The 21,154-nt window shown below is 34.8% G+C and carries 21 protein-coding genes and 1 tRNA gene; 10 read left to right on the plus strand and 12 right to left on the minus strand.

Annotation, left to right across the window (positions count from 1 at the left end; genetic code table 11):
* The first annotated feature begins 2 nt into the window (after positions 1–2).
* The 3 genes from mtgA to AAEO57_RS14690 all read left to right on the plus strand — a co-directional run bounded on the left by mtgA (position 3) and on the right by AAEO57_RS14690 (position 2,157).
* Entirely contained in the window at positions 3–770 is a 768-nt protein-coding gene (gene mtgA / locus AAEO57_RS14680) for a monofunctional biosynthetic peptidoglycan transglycosylase (protein ID WP_423972151.1), read from the plus strand.
* A complete protein-coding gene (locus tag AAEO57_RS14685; protein ID WP_423972152.1) occupies positions 757–1,713 on the plus strand; it encodes a lipid A deacylase LpxR family protein in 957 nt (318 codons plus the stop codon). Before mtgA ends, AAEO57_RS14685 begins: the two co-directional genes overlap by 14 nt.
* A gap of 114 nt (positions 1,714–1,827) precedes the next feature.
* Positions 1,828–2,157 carry a YegP family protein gene (locus AAEO57_RS14690; protein WP_341693781.1) on the plus strand — a complete coding sequence of 110 codons (330 nt, stop codon included), beginning with the start codon at positions 1,828–1,830 and terminating at the stop codon, positions 2,155–2,157.
* A gap of 233 nt (positions 2,158–2,390) precedes the next feature.
* Here AAEO57_RS14690 and AAEO57_RS14695 read toward each other — a convergent pair whose 3' ends face one another.
* Positions 2,391–2,954, minus strand: coding sequence for a DUF6642 family protein (locus AAEO57_RS14695; protein WP_341693782.1), 564 nt, complete (start codon positions 2,952–2,954; stop codon positions 2,391–2,393).
* Between the two features lie 180 nt (positions 2,955–3,134).
* Between AAEO57_RS14695 and AAEO57_RS14700 the strand changes: the two genes are divergently transcribed.
* Positions 3,135–3,311, plus strand: a complete 177-nt coding sequence (locus AAEO57_RS14700; protein ID WP_341693783.1) for a hypothetical protein — start codon at positions 3,135–3,137, stop codon at positions 3,309–3,311.
* A 46-nt stretch (positions 3,312–3,357) separates the two neighbouring features.
* On the opposite strand, the gene AAEO57_RS14705 is transcribed toward AAEO57_RS14700, so the two are convergent.
* Positions 3,358–3,431: transfer RNA gene (locus AAEO57_RS14705), tRNA-Ala, on the minus strand.
* A gap of 104 nt (positions 3,432–3,535) precedes the next feature.
* Here AAEO57_RS14705 and AAEO57_RS14710 point away from each other — a divergent pair.
* From AAEO57_RS14710 to AAEO57_RS14720, 3 genes are all read left to right on the plus strand, one after another.
* Positions 3,536–4,300, plus strand: coding sequence for an enoyl-CoA hydratase/isomerase family protein (locus tag AAEO57_RS14710; protein WP_341693784.1), 765 nt, complete (start codon positions 3,536–3,538; stop codon positions 4,298–4,300).
* Positions 4,301–4,460: 160 nt separating this feature from the next.
* Positions 4,461–4,913: a 6-pyruvoyl trahydropterin synthase family protein gene (locus AAEO57_RS14715; RefSeq protein WP_341693785.1), complete on the plus strand. Its 453-nt coding sequence runs from the start codon at positions 4,461–4,463 to the stop codon at positions 4,911–4,913.
* Positions 4,914–5,006: 93 nt separating this feature from the next.
* Positions 5,007–5,750, plus strand: coding sequence for a UDP-2,3-diacylglucosamine diphosphatase (locus AAEO57_RS14720; protein ID WP_341693786.1), 744 nt, complete (start codon positions 5,007–5,009; stop codon positions 5,748–5,750).
* Here AAEO57_RS14720 and AAEO57_RS14725 read toward each other — a convergent pair whose 3' ends face one another.
* From AAEO57_RS14725 to recJ, 4 genes are all read right to left on the minus strand, one after another.
* A complete protein-coding gene (locus tag AAEO57_RS14725; protein ID WP_341693787.1) occupies positions 5,751–6,965 on the minus strand; it encodes a hypothetical protein in 1,215 nt (404 codons plus the stop codon).
* Between the two features lie 74 nt (positions 6,966–7,039).
* Positions 7,040–7,396 carry a hypothetical protein gene (locus AAEO57_RS14730; protein WP_341693788.1) on the minus strand — a complete coding sequence of 119 codons (357 nt, stop codon included), beginning with the start codon at positions 7,394–7,396 and terminating at the stop codon, positions 7,040–7,042.
* Between the two features lie 94 nt (positions 7,397–7,490).
* Entirely contained in the window at positions 7,491–8,771 is a 1,281-nt protein-coding gene (locus AAEO57_RS14735) for an MFS transporter (RefSeq protein ID WP_341693789.1), read from the minus strand.
* Positions 8,761–10,461: a single-stranded-DNA-specific exonuclease RecJ gene (recJ, locus tag AAEO57_RS14740; protein WP_341693790.1), complete on the minus strand. Its 1,701-nt coding sequence runs from the start codon at positions 10,459–10,461 to the stop codon at positions 8,761–8,763. The genes AAEO57_RS14735 and recJ overlap by 11 nt, the downstream gene beginning before the upstream one ends.
* Positions 10,462–10,687: 226 nt before the next feature.
* Here recJ and ade point away from each other — a divergent pair, with 226 nt between their 5' ends.
* Complete coding sequence (ade, locus tag AAEO57_RS14745) at positions 10,688–12,340, plus strand: adenine deaminase (RefSeq protein ID WP_341693791.1); 1,653 nt, start codon at positions 10,688–10,690, stop codon at positions 12,338–12,340.
* Between the two features lie 71 nt (positions 12,341–12,411).
* Here the strand turns inward: ade and AAEO57_RS14750 are convergent, their stop codons facing one another.
* The 4 genes from AAEO57_RS14750 to AAEO57_RS14765 are packed head-to-tail and all read right to left on the minus strand — an operon-like array spanning position 12,412 to position 16,499.
* The gene (locus AAEO57_RS14750) at positions 12,412–12,759 is read right to left on the minus strand and encodes a HopJ type III effector protein (RefSeq protein WP_341693792.1); all 348 of its coding nucleotides are present in this window, start codon (positions 12,757–12,759) and stop codon (positions 12,412–12,414) included.
* A 28-nt stretch (positions 12,760–12,787) separates the two neighbouring features.
* Positions 12,788–14,680, minus strand: coding sequence for an AAA family ATPase (locus AAEO57_RS14755; RefSeq protein WP_341693793.1), 1,893 nt, complete (start codon positions 14,678–14,680; stop codon positions 12,788–12,790).
* An 8-nt stretch (positions 14,681–14,688) separates the two neighbouring features.
* The gene (gene rsmI, locus AAEO57_RS14760) at positions 14,689–15,405 is read right to left on the minus strand and encodes a 16S rRNA (cytidine(1402)-2'-O)-methyltransferase (RefSeq protein WP_341693794.1); all 717 of its coding nucleotides are present in this window, start codon (positions 15,403–15,405) and stop codon (positions 14,689–14,691) included.
* 44 nt (positions 15,406–15,449) lie between these two features.
* The gene (locus AAEO57_RS14765) at positions 15,450–16,499 is read right to left on the minus strand and encodes a hypothetical protein (RefSeq protein ID WP_341693795.1); all 1,050 of its coding nucleotides are present in this window, start codon (positions 16,497–16,499) and stop codon (positions 15,450–15,452) included.
* 230 nt (positions 16,500–16,729) lie between these two features.
* Here AAEO57_RS14765 and AAEO57_RS14770 point away from each other — a divergent pair, with 230 nt between their 5' ends.
* The gene (locus tag AAEO57_RS14770) at positions 16,730–17,320 is read left to right on the plus strand and encodes a thymidine kinase (protein WP_341693887.1); all 591 of its coding nucleotides are present in this window, start codon (positions 16,730–16,732) and stop codon (positions 17,318–17,320) included.
* A gap of 33 nt (positions 17,321–17,353) precedes the next feature.
* A complete protein-coding gene (locus AAEO57_RS14775) occupies positions 17,354–17,773 on the plus strand; it encodes a hypothetical protein (RefSeq protein WP_341693796.1) in 420 nt (139 codons plus the stop codon).
* Between the two features lie 96 nt (positions 17,774–17,869).
* Here AAEO57_RS14775 and rpoN read toward each other — a convergent pair whose 3' ends face one another.
* On the minus strand, positions 17,870–19,330 hold the full coding sequence (rpoN, locus tag AAEO57_RS14780) for an RNA polymerase factor sigma-54 (RefSeq protein ID WP_341693797.1): 1,461 nt from the start codon (positions 19,328–19,330) through the stop codon (positions 17,870–17,872).
* Positions 19,331–19,464: 134 nt separating this feature from the next.
* Complete coding sequence (gene asnS / locus AAEO57_RS14785) at positions 19,465–20,910, minus strand: asparagine--tRNA ligase (RefSeq protein WP_341693798.1); 1,446 nt, start codon at positions 20,908–20,910, stop codon at positions 19,465–19,467.
* Positions 20,911–21,154 lie beyond the last annotated feature (244 nt).

The following is a 21,154-nucleotide window of genomic DNA, read 5'->3' on the forward strand; positions in this document are numbered from 1 at the left end:
TAATGGCAACCAAAAAACCAATACCGAAAAAAACTACAGCAGGCAAATCTAAAACAGTTTCAAAGAAGTCGAACCGTTCTTGGGGAGAAAAAATAAAATGGTTTTTTATTAAACTGATGTTATGGTTCTTTGGGCTTTCGATAGCATCGGTTGTGATTTTTAAATATATTCCTGTACCGTTTACACCACTAATGCTGATTCGTGCGATCGAAAATAAAATGGCCGGTAAAGAAGTTTATTTTGATCACGACTGGGAGCCTATTGAAAAAATTTCGAAGAACCTCCAGAAAGCAGTCATTGCCAGTGAAGACGGAACTTTTTTATACCATAACGGATTCGATTTTAAAGCACTTCAAAAGGCATATAAAAGTAATGAACGAGGACGCAGAATTCGTGGAGGAAGTACGATTTCGCAGCAGACAGCCAAAAATGTTTTTCTTTGGCAGGGAAAAAGCTATTTCCGTAAAGGTCTCGAAGCCTATTTTACCGTTCTGATTGAAATTATCTGGGGCAAAGAACGTATTATGGAAGTGTATCTGAACAGTATCGAAATGGGGGATGGCGTTTACGGGGCGTATGCTGCAACAGAACACTGGTATCGCCGTGATGCTTCGAGCTTAACACCAATGCAGGCGGCCGGAATTGCTGCAATTCTGCCTAATCCAAGGAAATTTAAGGCAACAGGATCTTCTAGTTATATCAACAGAAGAAAAGAAAGAATTGTTCGTGAAATGCGAGCAGTTGGTAAATTAAACTATGATGGGAAGTAAAAAACACTTATTTCTGCTTTTCATGGTATCAGCATTTAGTTTTGCTCAGGGGAAAAAAGCAGAATTTGGTTTTATCTCAGATAATGATTTATATACCTCGTCCAAATATGACATGTATTATACCAACGGTCTCGAGATTTTTTATCGGTTTTTATCTAAAAATGACAACGAAAAAATCAATAAAAAAATCACAGAATTCAGAGTTGGCCAATATATTTACAATCCCAGGTTTATCAATAAGGAAGCTGTTACTATAAACGATCGTCCATTTACAGGTTATCTTTTTGCAGAAGCGGGAAGAAGTTTTTTTTACCAGAGTGAATCGGTTTTAAAAACTGATTTTCAATTAGGTTTTATGGGGCCGAATGCTTTTGGCGAAGAAGTACAGGAAGGTTTTCATCATATTATTGGTTATAAAGAAGTCTATGGCTGGGAAAATCAGTTGCATAATGCATTTGCCGTACAGACACATGTTATGTATTCTAAGAAATTATTCCCAACAAAACATAATGATTTTGTAGACCTTCATTTTCAGTCTGAAGCCAATCTGGGAACTATTTTTACAGGTGTTTCCGCAGGATTTTTAGCCCGTTTTGGATTCAAAAAGCTACTGCCTGTTTACGACTCTAATTTGCACGATGCCTCGGTAAGTTTTGAGTCTCAGTATAAAATTCGCGAGTTTTATTTTTATGCGATGCCAATCGTAAATTACCAGTTTTATGACGCCACAATTCAGGGCAGTATTTTTAGTGATTCCAGTCCGTTGACTTTTGATCTGGAGCCTTTGCGGTTTAATGCCGAGGCTGGTTTAAAGTATCGTTATAATAATTTTAATATCTCCTATTCGTTTATTTATCGCGGAAGGGAATTAAAAGATCCTGAGACTAATACCAATACGGGGTATTTTTACGGTTCGATTCGTTTGGGATTTTTATTAAAATAGTTTATAAAATCGACAATTTATGGTTAACCTTAAAATCGTATTTCTAAGTTTTGTAATTTTATATTATGCAGAGTAAAATGATTTCTAACTTATAACTTAAAAGAAAAAAACAGCATGGGAAAATTTGTAATTACCAAAAGAGCCAACGGAGAATTTCAATTCAATTTAAAAGCAGGAAATGGTCAGACCATTTTGACAAGCGAAGGTTATTCAACAAAGGCAGCTTGTTTAAACGGAATAGAATCTGTAAAAACGAATTCGCAGGACGATTCAAGATTTGATAAAAAAGAATCAGCAAACGGGAAACCGTATTTTAATTTAAAAGCATCAAACGGTCAAATTATTGGAGCAAGCGAAATGTACGAAAGCACAGCTTCCAGAGACAACGGAATTGCATCTGTAAAAACTAATGCTCCGGATGCAGAAACTGATGATCAGGCTTAGGTTTGGATTTGTAACAATATAATTGGAAAGCTCTCGTAATTGGGGGCTTTTTTTTATGTAAAGTGTTTGAGGTTCCTGAAAAATTGAGGGGCTCTAACTTAGCCCTGATGGTAGCGGCATCTCCCGATTTAAAAAAACAAGGCTATTTAGCCGTAGTTTTTGTTATCGGGAATATAGCGGACAGCAGGACAAAATTTCTATTTGAAAAACCAAATAAACTGCTCCTGAACTATTCAATAATACAATCTAAAGTCGAGAAGTTTGCAAAGGTCGTAATGCTTTTCGTAGAGTGTTTCTACAATTTCAATAAGGTCATCCTCTTCTTGGCATAATTTGAAGAAAGCTTTGTCGACAGAACCGGTACTGGTAAATTTATTAGAAACCGTTCCGTAGCCGGAAATAGCTCTCGCGCCAGTGATATCCAGAAAATATTGCGCTTCTTCTTCGTTTAAATCCAATATTTTCGAATTGGCAAAATGCAGGATTTTACCTTTCATTTTTCCTTCAAAAAGTTCGGCGATTTCTTCTAAACTGTAATAATAGTCATGAAGACAGATGTTGTTTGCTTCACCTTTCATTACGAGATAGATGATTTCGTAATCTTTAAAATTATGATCGTCATAAAGCAAGGTGTTCAGACTTTCTTCAAGCCCCTCGATCGTGTCACAGGCTTTGTAAATACTAGAAATGCCCTGGTTAAAAGCGAGTTTTTCAAGGCTTTTAACGACTTCAGTAGCGGTGTTGTTTTCTATATCGGAGACGCCTTCGAGGCAGAAAATAAATTTATCAGAATCCATGACGATTGCTTTATGCAGTCCAAAGGTGCAATTGGTACTTTTTTAATCTTTGTGACCAATTTAATTATAATTGTCCAAATTTAAGGCAGCAGAAAAGAGTTTAACACAAATTACAAAGCTTAACTTTTAGATAATATCCTGCAGTTTTAAAAGTATTATTTTTAATTCAAAATTAAAATTATGGAAATCAACTGGATAGTTTTAAGTGCAGTTGCTGTAGTCGTTTTTATTTTGATTGTATTCATGATTAGGAAAAATCAAAAAGAAAAAAAGAAATTAACGGATCTTCTGAACAATGATTTTAAAAAAGTGGATGAAGACGAGCCGGATTTTGAAGATACTGCAAATGAAAAATAAAAGATAAACCCTTGTAAAAACAGAATTTACAAGGGTTTTAAATTTGTGGAGAATACCGGATTCGAACCGGTCACCCCTTGCCTGCCAGGCAAGTACTCTAGCCAAATGAGCTAATCCCCCAATTCGATAGCAAATAAAGTCAATTAATTTTCAAAAAACAAATTTAAGGGAGTTTCAGGTAAAATATTTTTCAAAACCGTAACTTTACGTTTAAATCCATTTTTATGAGTTTAGAAAATGTAAACGGAAGTTTAGAAACTTCTTTTCAAAATACCATCGCAACTGTTCAGTTTGGTCATCCGGCAAGTAATTCTTTTCCGCGCCAGTTGTTGAATCGCCTTACTTCCGAAATCAATTTATTAAGTCGAAACGAAAGTGTTTCGGTAATTGTTCTGCAAAGCGAAGGCTCAAAAGTGTTTTGTTCCGGAGCTTCGTTTGATGAACTTCTAAAAGTACAAAACGAAGAGCAGGGAACCGAATTTTTCTCCGGTTTTGCTCATTTGTTAAATGCGATGCGAAATTGTACCAAACTCATTATCGGGCGTGTTCAGGGAAAAGCCGTTGGAGGGGGAGTGGGTATTATTGCGGCCTGCGATTATGTTTTGGCAACGCCTGAGAGTGCTGTAAAACTCTCAGAACTTGCTATTGGAATTGGCCCGTTTGTGATTGAACCAGCTGTTTCACGTAAAATAGGTAAAACTGCTATGACCCAAATGACTTTGGCAGCACACGAATGGAAATCGGCAAGCTGGGCTTTGCAAAACGGACTTTATTCGGCACTTCATCACGCCGATTTACTAGATGCAGAAGTCGAAAATTTTGCACAAAAACTAAGTTCATATAATCCCGAAGCTTTATTAGAAATGAAGAAAGTCATCTGGGAAGGTACAGAACAATGGGAATCGATCTTAATTGAACGCGCTAAAATTACCGGAAAACTGGTTTTGTCTGATTTTACCAAAAAGGCTTTATTGCAATTTAAGAAGTAGTTTTTTCAGGAGCTGTTCCTGCTGTCCGCTATATCTTTTGTGGCAAACCCTGCCACAAAAGGATGCCGCTTCCATCAGGGCTAAGGTCATAAATCAGACCTTTTTGTATTAAAAGACCATTTCTCACATCTATTTCCTAAATTTGCAAAAAAAATACCCGATGAGTAATATCAGAATTACAAAACAATTTAGTTTCGAAACCGGACACGCTTTGTACGGCTACGACGGAAAATGTAAAAACGTTCACGGACACAGTTACAAATTATCGGTAACGGTTATTGGTTCACCAATTACAGACCGATCCAATGTAAAATTCGGAATGGTGATTGATTTTTCGGATCTAAAGAAAATTGTAAAAGAAGAAATCGTCGATCAGTTTGATCATGCTACTGTTTTTAACGAAACTACACCTCATGTCGAATTGGCAAACGAATTGAAAAACCGTGGACATCACGTAATTTTAGTAGATTATCAGCCAACCAGTGAAAACATGGTAATAGATTTTGCCAAAAGAATTATATCGCGTTTGCCTGTAGGAATTTCGCTTTTTTCCTTAAAACTTCAGGAAACCGAATCGTCATTTGCAGAATGGTTTGCAAGTGATAATTTGTAAAAAAGTAAAAAGTTCTCAGTAAAATGTGAAAAGGAAATACACAATAAACAGTTACATTTTACATCTCACAAATCACATTTCACAATACAATAAATGAAAAAAATATATTTTGCTTCTGATCAGCATTTTGGAGCTCCAACTCCCGAATTGAGCCTGCCCCGTGAAAAGAAATTTGTAGGCTGGCTGGATGAGGTAAAAGAAGATGCAGAAGCTATTTTTTTATTAGGTGATTTATTCGATTTTTGGTTCGAATATAAAACGGTTGTGCCAAAAGGTTTTGTTCGTATTTTAGGTAAACTGGCAGAACTTCGCGACAGTGGAATTCCAATTTATTTCTTTGTCGGAAACCACGATTTGTGGATGAATGATTATTTTGAAACTGAATTGAATATTCCGGTTTATCATGATAATAAAGAATTTACCTTTAACGGAAAGACTTTCTTAATTGGTCACGGCGACGGAAAAGGTCCCGGAGATAAAGGCTATAAACGAATGAAAAAGGTCTTTACAAATCCGTTTTCAAAATGGCTTTTTCGCTGGCTGCATCCTGATGTTGGTGTAAGTTTGGCGCAATATTTATCAGTAAAAAATAAACTGATTTCAGGTAATGAAGATGTGAAATTTTTAGGAGAAGAAAACGAATGGCTGGTTTTGTATGCCAAACGTAAACTCGAAACCAAACATTACAATTATTTCATATTCGGTCACCGTCATTTGCCTATGATTATTCCGGTTGGAGAAGATGCTAAATATGTAAATCTGGGAGACTGGATTGGATATTTTACTTATGGTGTTTTTGACGGAGAAACTTTTGAACTTAAAAAGTTTGAGAAATAATTAATTCTTAGTGGCAGGATAAACAGCTATTTTGTGTGTTCTTAGCGAATAACTATTAATAGCTGGATTATTTGATTGCTGAAAACGAATTGCTTTAGAATCCTGTTTGGGCATGTGGCATTCTACGCAATTATTTGCTAGCCCTGATTTTGAAATTGTTTTTAAGGTAATGGCTGTATGTTTGGTACTTTGGTGGCAGCTCATGCAGATTTTAGAATAAGTAATGTGGTTTTGTGGCGTATCCTGATGAGGATTATGACAAGTGATACAATCCATAGTCTGGCTTTTCTGAAAACATTTGCTCTGCGAAAGCAAACCTAACTGATTGCCATGAACATCATAATTCAAAGTGTCTTTTGAGCGTGGATTTTCCTGAAAATAGTCCGAAAGACTTTCTCCGGGTTTGAACTGAAATCGTGATTTTAATTTGCTTTTATCATTTCCCGAATGACATAAGGCGCACGCATCAATTCTTTGCTGCCTGTTTAGATTCCGAAAAGACACCATATTTTGAGCTTTCTTTAAATCAGGAAATTTTAAATGCGTCTGAACGTGAGTCTTTGCCGGACCATGGCATCGCTCACAATCTATCCCGTAAATCAGCGTGTTTTTGCTCATAAAATCATCGACTTCCATTCCCATAAAAGTATAAGTTTCAGAGCTCGAGGTAGTCACATATTTACTTGCAATATTAGAACTGTGGCAGGCAAAGCATTCTTTTAATATTTTTCTGTTAAAGTCAGGTTTTGTAGCAGAATAATTTGGACTTGTTGCCCAGTTGTTTATTGATTTATAGTAAGAAACAGGTAATTCATAAAAATAATGATTTTTCCAGTACCCGCTGGTTTGTGCATGTTTGGCACCGAAGAGAACATCAAAGGGATACGCTTTAATTTCCTTACCGTTTTTGTATAAAACCTGATAAAGAGAATCATTACGTTCCTCCATGACTACTTTAGTGTTTTTGTCATAAACGAAAATATTTTTGCCATTTTCAAAATGACCTAAAATATTTTCTTTGGTAGCCGGTAACGAAGCTTTGTAATGAGAACTGTGAATGGCAGTTTCGTGTTGTTTTTGATGGCATTGAATACAGCTTTCAGAACCTGCATAATCGGTTCCGCGAGGGTCTGTATAGTCGTCCGATTCATTTTTGCAGCTTGTTAAAAATACACCCCAGACAAAAATGATAAAAAGAATATATGCTTTTTTCATTATTGTAAATATACTTTTTTTAAATAAATATATTTAAATTATGAAAAAAATACTGTTAAATAATTTTGAATTCACTAGTTTAAGCCCGATCCGTATACATATTCATCAAGTTCAATTTTGAATAATGTACCTTCAACCAAATCCTTTATCGATTTTATTTCTTTCATCGAAACTGCCAAATCAACTTGAGATAAAGGTGTTTTTAGTAAAAATTTATGGCATGAATTTCTCATTTCACATGCTTTACAGCAAGTGTTTTCGATAAGACTATTCTCAATCAAATCACAAAACTGATTCAATTCGGCAACAGAAAGATAAAATCCGGTCTCTCTAAAAACCAATTGTACTTTATCTAATATCGTTTTGTTTTCCTTTTTCCAGTAAAAGGCAACGCCAAAGTTATTATGGTATATCTGTTCAATATCTTTCATTATAAATGCTTTATTTCAACAAATATAAATATTATTTATATTAATTCTAAATAAAAGAAATGAAAAATATTAGTTATTCTGATTTAAAGTTTGCCTATTCCATATTCTGATGATCTTCCATATCTTTTTGAAGATCTAAATTTCTAAAGGTTGGTGAAGCCGCTCCAAAACCTAAAACGGTTAATAATGTCATACTTCCTCCAAAAATTACAGAAATCACGGGTGTCATTAATTTAGCTGTCAAACCGCTTTCAAAGGCACCTAACTCATTTGATGAGCCAACAAACATTGAGTTTACGGCAGCTACACGCCCACGCATGTGATCGGGAGTTTTAAGCTGCAGAATAGTCTGGCGAATTACTACTGAAATTCCATCAGCAACTCCGCTCAAAAATAAGGCTGCGACTGAAAGCCAGAAAATAGTAGAGATTCCGAATAAAATTATACACAATCCGAAAACAAAAATGGCGATTAAAAGTTTCATTCCGGCTTTCTTATACAAAGGAACATAAGCAGAAATTAACATGGTAATAAAAGCACCAATAGCCGGAGCTGCCCTTAATACTCCAAATCCTTCTGGTCCTACTTTTAAAATATCCTGAGCAAAAACAGGTAATAAAGCGACTGCACCACCAAACAGAACCGCAACCATATCTAATGAAAGTACACCAAGGATGGTTTTATTGTTAAACACAAATTTGATTCCTTCTTTCAGGCTCTCCATTACCGGTTCACCAATTTTTGGATTTAAAATCGGTTTTTTCTCTATTTGTGATAAAGCAATTAAAGAGAAAACAGAAAATCCAACAACTGTACACATAGACCAGTGAACTCCAATGAAATTAATTGAAAACCCCGCTACAGCCGGTCCTAAAACTGCTCCGATCTGCCAGACAGAACTGCTCCAGGTCGCAGCATTTGGATACGCTTTTTTAGGTACGATTAAGGACAATAGGGAGAAAATTGTTGGTCCGAGAAAGGCACGAACCAATCCTCCTAAAAATACTAAAGCATAAATAGAATATAAAATAGTATCAGCAGATAAACCGCCTACCACTTTTGGCCAGGTTAGTAAAAAGAGTCCGAAGCTAATCACAGAGAATCCGAGGATACATTTTACCAATAAGCCTTTTTTCTCTCTTTGATCGACCATATGTCCGGCAAATAAGGCCATCGAAACAGCCGGAATTACTTCCATTAAACCAATCATTCCCAAAGAAAGCGGATTCTTAGTTAAACTATAAACTTCCCATTCAATAACAATAAACTGCATGGACCAGGCAAAAACCATGGCGAAACGCAATAATAAAAAAACATTAAATTCTCTATAACGTAACGCCTGATACGGGTCGTTTTTCTTTTCTTTATTCTTCATTTTTTCTAATATCTTTAAGCATAAGCTGAGTTGAAACAGTGTCATTCCACTCATTTTCAGCCAGTGAATAGGCTAGCTGAAAAGTATTTTGATTTTTTGTAATTTCAATTTTTTTTCCAAGTCCAAAACCTATCGCCGCAATTCCGTCTGAATTATTTTGTTTTACAAAAAGTCTCAAATGTTCATCATCTGCGCCTAAAGTTTTAGCGTAGCCCGTATCTTTTACGTTGGAAGACATAAAAACCGGAGTCATGTTCTGTGGTCCAAAGGGTTCAAATTGTTTTAGAATCCGAATGAGTTTTGGCGTTATGTCTGAGAAATTAATTTCGGCATCAATTTCGATTTCGGGTGTTCGCATGTCGGGATGAATAGTTTCTTCAACACATTTCTCAAAAGCTGCTTTGAAAGCCAGATAATTTTCTGCCTTCAAGGTCATTCCGGCTGCGTACATGTGACCTCCAAATTGCTCCAGATGTTCTGAGCAGGTATCTAATGCATTGTAAACATCAAAACCCTTTACTGATCTTGCAGAAGCTGCATATTTGTCACCGCTTTTTGTAAATACCAAAGTAGGACGGTAATACGTTTCAATTAATCTTGAAGCCACAATTCCGATTACGCCTTTGTGCCAGTCTTCCTGAAAAACAACGGTAGAAAAGCGATCTTCTTCCTGGTTTTCTAAAATTTGCTGAAAAGCTTCTTTGGTAATTTTTTTATCCAAATCTTTTCGGTCTGCATTGTATTGCTCAATTTCTGAAGCAAATTGCTGCGCCTGTTCAAAGTCAAATTCGGTCAGCAATTCAACAGCATGATTACCATGTTTGATTCTTCCCGCCGCATTAATTCGGGGAGAAATAATAAAAACAACATCGGTAATATCCAAGACTTTCTTTTTGATTTGATGTGTCAGGGCTTTAATTCCAGGTCTTGGATCACTGTTGATTACCTTTAATCCAAAATAAGCCAAAACCCTGTTTTCACCTGTAATTGGAACGATATCTGCTGCAATTGCCGTAGCAACTAAATCCAGATAGGGAACGAGATCTTCGATTGTCTCATTCCATCTTTGACCTAAAGCCTGAATCAGTTTAAAACCAACTCCGCAGCCGCATAATTCATCGTAAGGGTAGGAACAGTCTTCTCTTTTTGGATCTAAAACAGCCACAGCATCCGGGAGAATTTCTCCGGGACGGTGGTGGTCACAAACTATAAAATCGATATTTTTTGCTTTCGCGTAGGCGATGTGATCTATTGATTTTATTCCACAATCTAAAGCGATAATCAAAGAAAATCCGTTGTCGTCTGCAAAGTCAATTCCTTTAAAAGAAATTCCATAACCTTCATCATAACGATCCGGAATATAAGTCGCAATATTTGGGTAATGGGATTTTAAATACGAAGAAACCAAAGAAACAGCAGTCGTTCCGTCGACATCATAATCACCAAAAACTAAAATGTTTTCCTGATTTTCAATTGCCGATTCGATTCGGGCAACGGCTTTATCCATATCTTTCATCAGATAAGGATCATGCAAATGTTCTAATGAAGGGCGAAAGAAATTTTTAGCATCTTCGAAAGTTTCAATTCCACGCTGAATCAAAAGTGTGGCTACAAAATCTTCTACGTTTAAGGCGGCTGCAAGATGTTTTACCTTTCCTTCTGAAGGTTTTGATTTGAGGGTCCAGCGCATAAATAATTATGAATTGAAAATTAAGAATTAGGATTTTATGTGAGAGAACAAATTTAGTTTAAAATAGCGAATCATTTTAATCTTCTTCAATGCAAATTAATCAAATAGAAACCTTAAGTTATCTTATATGGTTATCTGTCTTAATAAGCGATATTAAGTCATATGAGAAAAGAAAAATGAAAATTTGTTATTACTTTTGAGTATATCATTTTTAAAACAAACAAAAATGCAAATTCAAGGACAAATTATTGACATCAAGAACCGACGTATTTATGCTGGGGAAATCACTGTCGAGAACAAAAAAATCACTTCGATAATTGAGAAAAAACACAATGTAAAAAATTACATTCTGCCGGGATTTATTGACGCTCATATTCATATTGAGAGTTCGATGCTTGTTCCTTCCGAGTTTGCAAAAATTGCCGTACTTCACGGAACAGTCGGTACCATTTCTGACCCACACGAAATCGCAAATGTTTTAGGAACGACAGGGGTTTATTATATGATTGAAAACAGTAAAAAAGTACCGTTGAAATTTCATTTTGGCGCACCGTCCTGTGTTCCTGCAACTTCTTTTGAAAGTGCCGGTGCTATCATAGATTCAGACGGAATTAAGGAACTACTGGCTTCTCCCGACATTTATTATTTGGCAGAAATGATGAATTATCCCGGTGTTTTATTAAATGACGAAGAAGTTTTAAAGAAAATTCAATGGGCAAAACATTTTAACAAACCCGTTGATGGTCATGTACCGGGATTAAGAGGTGAAGCGGTTGAAAAATACATTTCGGCCGGGATTTCTACCGACCACGAATGCTTTACTTTTGAAGAAGCCGAAGAAAAATTATCTCTGGGAATGAAGGTAATTATTCGCGAAGGAAGTGCTGCCAAAAATTTCGAAGCGCTCATCGATTTGCTTCCAAAACATTTCGAAAACATGATGTTTTGTTCAGACGATAAACATCCTGATGATTTAATTATAAGTCATATTAATTCGCTTTGCGCCCGCGCAGTTGCAAAAGGAATTGATGTTTTTAAAGTCTTACAGGCAGCTTGTGTAAATCCTGTGAATCATTATAAAATGGATGTAGGTTTATTGAAAGTAAACGATGCTGCCGATTTTATCGTAGTCGAAGATTTAGTTGATTTTAAAGTGAAACAAACTTACATCAACGGCGAATTAGTTGCCGAAGATGGTGAATCTTTTATAAAACATATTCCGTTTGAAACGCCTAATAATTTCAATATCACTTCTAAAGAAGTAAGCGATTTTAAAGTTTCGGGTTCGGGTTCAAAAATCAGAGTAATTGAAGCTTTAGATGGACAATTAATTACCAATGAAATTCACCATCAATCCTTAATCGTTGATGGAAAAATCGTTTCAGATACCGAAAATGATATTCTGAAAATGGCTGTTGTGAATCGTTATCAGGATACCAAGCCTGCTATTGCTTTCATTAAGAATTTTGGCCTGAAAAAAGGTGCTATTGCCAGTTCTGTAGCACACGATTGTCATAATATTGTTGTTGTGGGAACTTCTGACGAAGAAATTTGCAATGCTGTTAATCTGATTATTAAAAATACGGGTGGAGTTTGTGCCGTAAATGGTTCTGAAAGCAAAATGCTGCCGTTGCCTGTTGCCGGAATTATGAGTGACAAAAATGGTTGGGAAACAGGAAAATTATATCAGGAAGTTGATGCAATGGCAAAAGAATTAGCTTCGCTCGATTCGGCTTCGCCTCGGGTAGGAAGCAATCTGAAAGCGCCTTTTATGACGCTTTCGTTTATGGCTTTACTGGTTATTCCCGATTTAAAGTTATCCGATAAAGGATTATTTAGCGGAAATAGTTTTTCATTTGTTGATTTGGAAATTATTTAACCATAAAGGTTAAGAAGTAACTTATTTTTCTCAGTAGTAGTGAGAATTCGTTTTATCCGTGGCCAAAATAGTTAAGATTTCAAAGTCAAAGCATCTCCTTCAAACTGGATTCCGTCCCAGCCTAAATTGATGAAATTTCTAATGTTTTGATGGTTTGTTCCGTTTGGATCACCCAGAACTTCTTCAAAATAAAAAGTACCAAAGCATGCTAAAGTTTCTTCTTTGCTTAAATTCTGCAATTTTGCGAAAGAAAATAATTTGCAGGAACCTGAATTTTCGCCTGCAGCGTTATGTTGTGTCCCGTTTTGAAAAGCAGTTGGCGTAAAGTTGTAGTTTTCCTCGATTACTGAAATAGTTTCAGGAAATGTGATTTGAGTTGGGTTTTGTTTTACTTTTTCTAAAAAGGTTTGAATGCTCATTATGTATTTATTTTTGTAAGTTTTAAAATTATTTTTGGTCTATAAATTTATACAAGTCAGATATTATATTATCAAGTTGTTCATTATTTTCAATTAGTTCTGGATAGCTATAATCTCCATTAATAACAAATTCACATAGCTTAGTTTTATATGAAGATTTTAAAGTTCCACTGTCATCTTTAAATTTTTTAAAATCTTTTATATGATTTTTTTCAAATAAATCAGTAATAAATTCTCCAAGTCCTATCGAAATATAATCTTTTCTATCAAAAGAAATTTCATTGATATTTTGCTTTTCAGAAGAATTAATGAGCTCGATTAAAAAATCTTTAATAACTTTTACAGGCAGAAGGTTTTCAATTTCTCTGTAATTTGTGTTTTGATATTTAAAGTGTTTTTCATTTTTAGAGATTTCTTCTAGTCCTTGTCTTCTTTTAAGCTTTTTACCTTTAGGATTATCATTGTCAGAAAGAAGATAAATTTTGTTAGATAAAGCAAATGAATTGATTTTATCACGAACTTCTTCTTCACTAAAGAGTTCTTCAAAATCTTCATCGAACAAATAATGTTCAATTAGGTTTCCTCCATATTCAAAAAAAGCAAAGTCAATATCTTCTTTTAAATGTTTTCGATTATGTTTTGTACAATAAAGTTTTAAAAAAAATGAAATATATCTTCTGTCAGTTGGACCTTCAACCCAAATAGATGAATTTGCTATTAAAACGGACGAGTTATTTACACCTAGTAAATCAAGAGTTTCTTTATTAGGTTTAACATTCTTTATCTTGAAAACTTCTTGATTTTCTTTATGAAATTGGAATATAGAGATATCATTAGTGTGAAGAGATAAATCAAGAAAATGATTAGAATGGGTTGTGAAAAAATATCTTAAATTTTTACTATTTAAATATTCATTGTTTAATAATGTTTCTATAAAAATTCTTTGGAGACCTGGATGCAAATGTGTTTCAGGTTCTTCTATAAAGCACCAAGTATTGTCATCTGATGTGAAAATTGGAAATAACAATAAAATTAATTGTTGGATTCCGTCTCCGATATTAAAAATGGAATTCATTTCGTCACCAATTTTTAATAATAAATTACCATTTGCCATATCTGGAATTAATTGTAAACTTTTATTTTGATAAAAATTATCTTTTATCCATGAAGTAAATTCCTCTAGCTTAGTAAAATTTTCTGAATTATGAAGCTTGAAAACGTCATCGAACAGTTTTAATCCCGTAAAAACATTTTCTTTTAATCCATATTTGTTTTCTAAAATTTTATTAAATGATTCTTTGTCTAATTTAGAATCAGAAATAATTGATCTTAAAATTGGAATATAAATTTTATGTTTATTCTTATGTTTAGCATTATATTTAAATAGTTCCAGCAAATCATATATCGAATTAAGAAGCGATTTTTGATTCTGAAATTTATTAGACTTACCAACTACTTTTTCTATTAGTATTGAATGTTCTACTTTTTTTGTATAATCTTGTATTTCATTTGATAGGAGTTCAAAGTTGTTGGCGTAATTGGCTTGACTCTTAAAATTAGCCCAAAAGTTTAAAAAATCTTTATCAAATTTTTCAGTGTCATCATAATTAATTGCAGCATCTAATTGAATTAATAAATCAGAGATGTTGTTTTTTGTTTCTAATAACATCTCATAGTTATGAGATTTGAAAAGGCCTCTTAAAAACCTACTTTTGCCAGAATTATTTGCTCCAACAAAAAAATTTATGAGACTTAACTTACCAAATGAAGCTTTTCCTTTATCAAAAAGTCTAGAATTATCTAAGAAGTAATTGTTTTTTGAAGTAGCTGTTTCGTTATTGAAATCAAAATCTAATTTCCCAAATTCATTAGGAAAATTATCTTTGTTAACTCTTTGGCTATAATTAAAATATATATACATATTATGTATTATTCTTCTTCTTTAGAAAATTTACTTTTCTTAGGCTCTTTAGTTATTGTTTTTCCCGCAACAACCACAACGATTTCACCTCTTGGAGCAGTTTTTTCAAAGTGTGCTAAAACTTCTTTGGCTGTTCCACGAACATTTTCTTCATGTAGTTTTGATAATTCACGCGAAACACAAACTTGTCTGTCTTCTCCAAAATACTGAATAAATTCGCTTAAAGTTTTAACCAGCTTATGTGGCGAAACATACAAAATCATCGTTCTTGTCTCTTCTGCCAAAGCCAAAAAACGGGTTTGACGCCCTTTTTTATCGGGCAGGAAACCTTCAAAAACAAATTTGTCATTTGGGAGTCCGCTGTTTACTAAAGCGGGAACAAAAGCTGTTGCTCCAGGAAGACATTCTACTTCAATTTTATTTTCAACGCAGGCGCGGGTCAGTAAAAATCCGGGATCTGAAATGGCGGGAGTTCCGGCATCTGAAATTAAGGCGATGGTTTCACCTGCTTTCAGACGGGCGATTAGATTTTCGGTTGTTTTGTGTTCGTTGTGCATGTGATGGCTGTGCATGTGCGTGCCAATTTCAAAATGCTTCAGGAGTTTACCGCTCGTTCTGGTGTCTTCGGCCAAAATCAGATCGACTTCTTTCAAAACCCGAATGGCTCTGAAAGTCATATCTTCAAGATTGCCGATTGGCGTTGGAACGATATATAATTTTGACATATTTTTTTATTCGTGAAATGTAAAATGTGAGATGTGAAAATGTCTTAAGAGAATTTCTTTTCAATTATTCCAAGAAAACGTTCTGCATAATCGTCTTTTCCTTCCCAGTCGTTATAATCAGGTTTTACCATGGTTTCGATGAATTCTTTTGCTTCATTAAAACTGTCGAATGTCAATAGCTGATTCAAAACTCGGCTGTAATCTTCGGTATTATTTCCGAAAAGATTTTTGGTAAAGGCAATTCGGTCATTCAGATCAATATGAAAACCTCTGGCTAATTTTTCGTTAAGCGGCACTGTTTTAGGTTTTTCCGGTTCTGCAATTACCGTTTCAGCTACAGCTTTTTTCTCTTTGAATTCATTTATTGATGGAGCTGGTGTAGCAGTGATGTTTTCAAAATCATCCACTTTTACAAATTGTGCTTCGGCATAATTAACGCCCAGAATATCTGCAAATGAAATATGAACAGCATCTGATTTTACGGGAGTTTCAGTTTTTGGTTCTTCTGTTTTTAGCTCTTCCGTTCTTAATTCTTCTGCTTTCGGCTCTTCTTTGTCTAATTCAAAAGTAGGTTTAAAATCAGGAATTGGTTTTAAATCGCTTACGGTTTTAAAGGAAAGTTCTTCAGCAGGTTGTGTTTCTTTTTGGATTTGAGAAACAGGTTTTTCAATTTTTGCAGCAATTTCCTCGACAACTTCTACCGGAATATCCACTACGATTTCTTTCTTTTCAGCGATTATTTCCGGAATTTCAGCAATGATTTCAGCCGGAGTTTCTTCAATAATTTCAGGTTCAGTAATAGTTTCTGTGACAATTGCAGTTTCTTCAACGGCAACCGGAAGTGTTTCTTCAGCTTTAATTGCTGCAGGAAGATTTTCTTCTTTTTCAAAAACAGTTTCAATCTGTGACTCTATTTCACCGTATCCGATAGTTGGTTTTATATCGTCGAAATTTTCATCAATAAATTTCAAAACCGCTAATTTTTCGTATAATTTCTGTGTTTCCAGATACAATTGATTGATATCGGATTTGTTTTTAAGTTTTAAAATTCGATGTGCAATGCTGATTAAATCGGCTTCCAGTTTTTTTTTCATAACTATTGAAATTATAGTGAATAGGGTATTTTAGTATATTTTGAATGTCTTTTTAATTCGCAAAAGAAATTTGCCTGATATTTATTTTCTGTTAATAAACGCGAGCGAATCTTCAATTTGATAAAAATTCTCTACTTTTGAAAAAGTGTAAAAGAACAATTTTTCACGTCAATTTATTACCAGTACAAAGTAATAAAAACTATTCATTTTTAAAGGTAGAAAAATACAAAATGTTTCTCGAAAATACAGTAAATCACAAAGAACAATTTGGCTGGATTGAAGTTATTTGTGGATCAATGTTTTCGGGTAAAACCGAGGAGTTAATCCGCAGATTAAAACGTGCGCAATTCGCCAAACAAAGAGTCGAAATCTTTAAACCTGCCATTGATACCCGCTATCATGACGAAATGGTCGTTTCTCACGATGCTAATGAAATCCGCTCAACACCGGTTCCTGCAGCTGCCAATATTGCTATTCTGGCACAAGGCTGCGATGTTATCGGAATTGACGAAGCTCAGTTTTTTGATGATGAAATTATTACCGTTTGTAATGATCTTGCGAATCAGGGAATTCGTGTAATTGTGGCCGGGCTGGATATGGATTTTAAAGGGAACCCATTCGGACCTATGCCGGGACTTATGGCAACTGCTGAGTATGTTACGAAAGTGCATGCAGTTTGCACCAGAACCGGAAACCTGGCGAATTACAGCTTCCGAAAAACGGATAATGATAAATTAGTAATGCTTGGCGAAACCGAAGAATACGAACCGCTTAGCCGTGCAGCGTATTTTAATGCAATGAAAAAGAATCAGGAGAAATAACAACCCTAATTCATAAGCCTTAACAATACAACCATGAGAAAACAAAATATTCTATTTTTAACAATTATCGTAATTGCGTTGGGTGTAGTAGCTTATTTTTATTTTTTTCTTGCCGAAAACACTGAAGAAGCAACTGCAGAAATAACGGAATTAGTAGCGAAATACAATAAAAATTGCCCATTGACCATTCAGGAAGGGATTCGTTTAGAGAGTGTGGGTTTGCACGAAGAGAGAACGGTTCAGTACAATTTGACTTTGTTGAATGTTGTAAAAGAAACGGCTGAGGTTAATGTTATAAAAACAGAAATTGAAAAGAGTCTGATAAGTACAGCAAAAGCAAATCAGGGACTTCAGGTTTTTAGAGATAACGATTATACTTTGATTTATAGTTACGGTGATAAAAATAAGACGTTTTTATTTAATGTAAAGATATTACCGGATCAGTATAAATAATTGAAACGTTTTTACGTTGCTAAACCCGACAGTTTTCAGACCTATCGGGTTTGTTATTTTTAAATAACTTATATTTCTTATATGGTTATAAAAAAATTAAATTTTCTTCCTCATTCTTGCAACCGGAATATCTAGCTGTTCACGGTATTTTGCAATAGTTCTTCTCGCAATTGGATACCCTTTTTCTTTTAAGATTTCGGCTAGTTGATCGTCTGGTAAAGGTTTCTTTTTATCTTCTTCTTCAATTGTATTTTTAAGAATCTTTTTAATTTCCAAAGTCGAAACATCTTCTCCCTGATCGTTTTTCATGGCTTCAGAGAAAAACTCTTTAATCAGTTTGGTTCCGTATGGAGTTTCAACGTATTTGCTGTTTGCCACACGCGAAATAGTCGAAATGTCTAAACCAACCATATCAGCAATGTCTTTTAAAATCATTGGTTTTAGTTTGGTTTCGTCACCGTCTAAGAAATATTCTTCCTGATAATGCATAATCGCATTCATCGTTACAAATAATGTTTCCTGACGCTGTCTGATGGCATCGATAAACCATTTCGCAGAATCTAGTTTTTGTTTGATAAACTGAACCGCATCTTTCTGAGCAGTCGATTTGTCTTTAGATTCTTTATACGTCTGCATCATTTCTTGATAATCCTTAGAAACGTGCAGGGAAGGGGCATTACGGCCGTTTAAAGTCAATTCTAATTCACCATCCACAATTCTGATAGCAAAGTCTGGAACTATATTCTCAGTAACTTTATTATTCCCGGTGAAAGACCCGCCTGGTTTTGGATTTAAACGTTCAATTTCGTGAATTGCTTTTTTAAGCTGTTCGTTCGAAACACTGTATTTCTGTAAAAGTTTATCGTAATGTTTTTTGGTAAAAGCATCAAACTGATTTTCGATAATGTCAATTGCTAAATCAACATATTCAGTTGGGGTTTTGTGCTTTAACTGCAATAATAAACACTCCTGCAAATCACGAGCGCCGACTCCCGAAGGTTCCAGTTCGTGAATCACCGTCATCATTTTCTCAACCATTGCTTCATCAGTATAAATTCCCTGAGTAAAAGCCATGTCGTCTACAATGTCTGGAATGCTTCTGCGGATATACCCCATATCATCAATACTTCCAACAAGAAATTCAGCGATTTCGCGTTCTTCATCATTCAGAATAAAAGTATTGAGCTGATTGATTAAATCCTGATGAAAACTAATCGGAGCTGCAAAAGGCGTTTCACGTTCCTCATCTTCGCTGTAATTGTTTACCTGAGTTTTGTAATCAGGCGTATCGTCGTCGCTTAGATATTCATCGATATTAATGTCGTCTGCTTCGATTCTGTCAGATTCTGCATCATCATAATCGTCGTAATCCTCGTTATCGTATTCATCAGCTTCGTAATCGTCTTCTTTTCCAGCTTCCAGAGCCGGATTTTCGTTCATTTCTTCTAATAAACGCTGTTCAAAAGCTTGCGTAGGCAATTGAATTAACTTCATCAGCTGAATTTGCTGCGGAGATAATTTTTGAGATAATTTTAAATTTAAAAATTGCTTTAGCATAAAAAAAGTTGCTAAGATACTAAGCTCCTGAGAGGCTAAGTATCTTATGTTGACGAATTGAATTCGCGTAAAATTATTTTATTTATATTTTAAAAACTTAGAATCTTAGTGTCTTAGCGACTTAGAATCTTAGATTAAAACTCTGCACTTCCAGGAGTTCTTGGGAAAGGAATTACGTCTCTAATGTTTGTCATTCCAGTTACAAACAATACCAAACGCTCAAATCCTAAACCAAATCCTGCGTGTGTTGCAGAACCAAATCTTCTGGTGTCTAAATACCAGTATAATTCTTCTTTGTCTATTCCTAGTTTTTCCATTTTCTCAACTAGAACATCGTAACGTTCTTCTCTTTCAGAACCTCCAACGATTTCTCCAATTCCAGGGAAAAGGATATCCATTGCGCGAACAGTTTCTCTGCCTGGTTCAGTGTTGTCGTTCAAACGCATGTAAAACGCTTTAATGTTTGCTGGGTAATCGTATAAGATTACCGGACATTTAAAGTGTTTTTCAACTAAGAAACGTTCGTGTTCTGATTGTAAATCAGCTCCCCATTCGTTGATTAAGTATTGGAATTTCTTCTTTTTATTTGGAGTTGAATCTCTTAAAATATCAATTGCTTCTGTATAAGAGACACGTTTGAAGTTGTTTTCTAATACGAAGTTCAATTTCTCTAACAAAGCCATTTCGCTTCTTTCAGCTTGTGGTTTTGATTTTTCTTCTTCTAAAAGTCTTCCTTCCAAGAATTTCAAATCATCCTGACAATTGTCTAAAGCATATTTAATCACGTACTGAATAAAATCTTCAGCCAAATCCATGTTGTCATCAAGATCGTTGAAAGCAACTTCCGGCTCGATCATCCAGAATTCTGCCAAGTGACGAGAAGTATTTGAATTTTCTGCTCTAAATGTTGGTCCAAAAGTATAAATCTGACCCAGAGCCATTGCAAAAGTTTCACCTTCTAATTGTCCAGAAACCGTTAAGTTGGTGTGTTTTCCAAAGAAATCTTTTTTGAAATCAATGTTTCCTTCTTCATTTTTTGGAAGATTATCCAAAGGCAATGAAGTTACTTGAAACATTTCTCCAGCACCTTCAGCATCAGCTCCGGTAATAATTGGCGTATTTACATACACAAAACCTTTTTGCTGGAAATAACTGTGAACTGCATAAGATAAAACCGAACGCACACGCATAATCGCGCCAAAAGCATTTGTACGTACACGCAAGTGAGCGTTTTCACGTAAAAATTCTAAAGAGTGTTTTTTAGGCTGCATTGGGAATTTCTCTGCATCAGAATCTCCAAGAATTTCAAGTTTGTTTACTTGAATTTCGTATTTCTGACCTGCACCTTTACTTTCAACCAAAGTTCCAAAAACCGAAACCGCAGCTCCAGTCGTGATTCTTTTTAAAGTCTCTTCTGGCGTATTTTCAAAATCAACAACACATTGTATATTATTAATTGTAGAACCGTCATTTAGCGCGATGAACTGATTATTTCTAAAAGTTCTCACCCATCCTTTTGCATTCACTTCCTGTAGCGTAGTCGTACTGTTTAATAAGTCTTTAACCTTTGTGTGTCTCATTTTAATTTTAGATTTATAGATTGCTGATTTTAGTTTAAAATAAAACCAGTGTTTTTATATCGAATTGCAAATATAATTGATTTGTTTGTAATTGCCACATTGGATATAGAAGTTAGGAGCTGTTTCCAGCTATTCGCTATATCTCTTATGGCGAACCCCGCCACAAGAGGATGTCGCTGCTATCTGGGTTAGCACTTTTGAGGTAAAAAAGCACCCAAGAATTAATTTTTTAAACTTAAACTTT

The sequence above is a fragment of the Flavobacterium calami genome, from assembly GCF_038290035.1.
GTDB lineage: Bacteria > Bacteroidota > Bacteroidia > Flavobacteriales > Flavobacteriaceae > Flavobacterium > Flavobacterium calami.

What these genes read in the sequence shown, in the direction of transcription:
- AAEO57_RS14750 (WP_341693792.1), bottom strand. Translation starts at nt 12,759, where the DNA reads ATGAGCATTCAAACCTTTTTAGAAAAAGTAAAACAAAACCCAACTCAA.
- rpoN (WP_341693797.1), bottom strand. Translation starts at nt 19,330, where the DNA reads ATGCTAAAGCAATTTTTAAATTTAAAATTATCTCAAAAATTATCTCCG.
- AAEO57_RS14755 (WP_341693793.1), bottom strand. Translation starts at nt 14,680, where the DNA reads ATGTATATATATTTTAATTATAGCCAAAGAGTTAACAAAGATAATTTT.
- AAEO57_RS14775 (WP_341693796.1), top strand. Translation starts at nt 17,354, where the DNA reads ATGAGAAAACAAAATATTCTATTTTTAACAATTATCGTAATTGCGTTG.
- AAEO57_RS14765 (WP_341693795.1), bottom strand. Translation starts at nt 16,499, where the DNA reads ATGAAAAAAAAACTGGAAGCCGATTTAATCAGCATTGCACATCGAATT.
- recJ (WP_341693790.1), bottom strand. Translation starts at nt 10,461, where the DNA reads ATGCGCTGGACCCTCAAATCAAAACCTTCAGAAGGAAAGGTAAAACAT.
- AAEO57_RS14770 (WP_341693887.1), top strand. Translation starts at nt 16,730, where the DNA reads ATGTTTCTCGAAAATACAGTAAATCACAAAGAACAATTTGGCTGGATT.
- AAEO57_RS14715 (WP_341693785.1), top strand. Translation starts at nt 4,461, where the DNA reads ATGAGTAATATCAGAATTACAAAACAATTTAGTTTCGAAACCGGACAC.
- AAEO57_RS14725 (WP_341693787.1), bottom strand. Translation starts at nt 6,965, where the DNA reads ATGAAAAAAGCATATATTCTTTTTATCATTTTTGTCTGGGGTGTATTT.
- AAEO57_RS14685 (WP_423972152.1), top strand. Translation starts at nt 757, where the DNA reads ATGATGGGAAGTAAAAAACACTTATTTCTGCTTTTCATGGTATCAGCA.
- ade (WP_341693791.1), top strand. Translation starts at nt 10,688, where the DNA reads ATGCAAATTCAAGGACAAATTATTGACATCAAGAACCGACGTATTTAT.
- AAEO57_RS14710 (WP_341693784.1), top strand. Translation starts at nt 3,536, where the DNA reads ATGAGTTTAGAAAATGTAAACGGAAGTTTAGAAACTTCTTTTCAAAAT.
- mtgA (WP_423972151.1), top strand. Translation starts at nt 3, where the DNA reads ATGGCAACCAAAAAACCAATACCGAAAAAAACTACAGCAGGCAAATCT.
- AAEO57_RS14730 (WP_341693788.1), bottom strand. Translation starts at nt 7,396, where the DNA reads ATGAAAGATATTGAACAGATATACCATAATAACTTTGGCGTTGCCTTT.
- AAEO57_RS14690 (WP_341693781.1), top strand. Translation starts at nt 1,828, where the DNA reads ATGGGAAAATTTGTAATTACCAAAAGAGCCAACGGAGAATTTCAATTC.
- AAEO57_RS14695 (WP_341693782.1), bottom strand. Translation starts at nt 2,954, where the DNA reads ATGGATTCTGATAAATTTATTTTCTGCCTCGAAGGCGTCTCCGATATA.
- AAEO57_RS14735 (WP_341693789.1), bottom strand. Translation starts at nt 8,771, where the DNA reads ATGAAGAATAAAGAAAAGAAAAACGACCCGTATCAGGCGTTACGTTAT.
- AAEO57_RS14720 (WP_341693786.1), top strand. Translation starts at nt 5,007, where the DNA reads ATGAAAAAAATATATTTTGCTTCTGATCAGCATTTTGGAGCTCCAACT.
- AAEO57_RS14700 (WP_341693783.1), top strand. Translation starts at nt 3,135, where the DNA reads ATGGAAATCAACTGGATAGTTTTAAGTGCAGTTGCTGTAGTCGTTTTT.
- asnS (WP_341693798.1), bottom strand. Translation starts at nt 20,910, where the DNA reads ATGAGACACACAAAGGTTAAAGACTTATTAAACAGTACGACTACGCTA.
- rsmI (WP_341693794.1), bottom strand. Translation starts at nt 15,405, where the DNA reads ATGTCAAAATTATATATCGTTCCAACGCCAATCGGCAATCTTGAAGAT.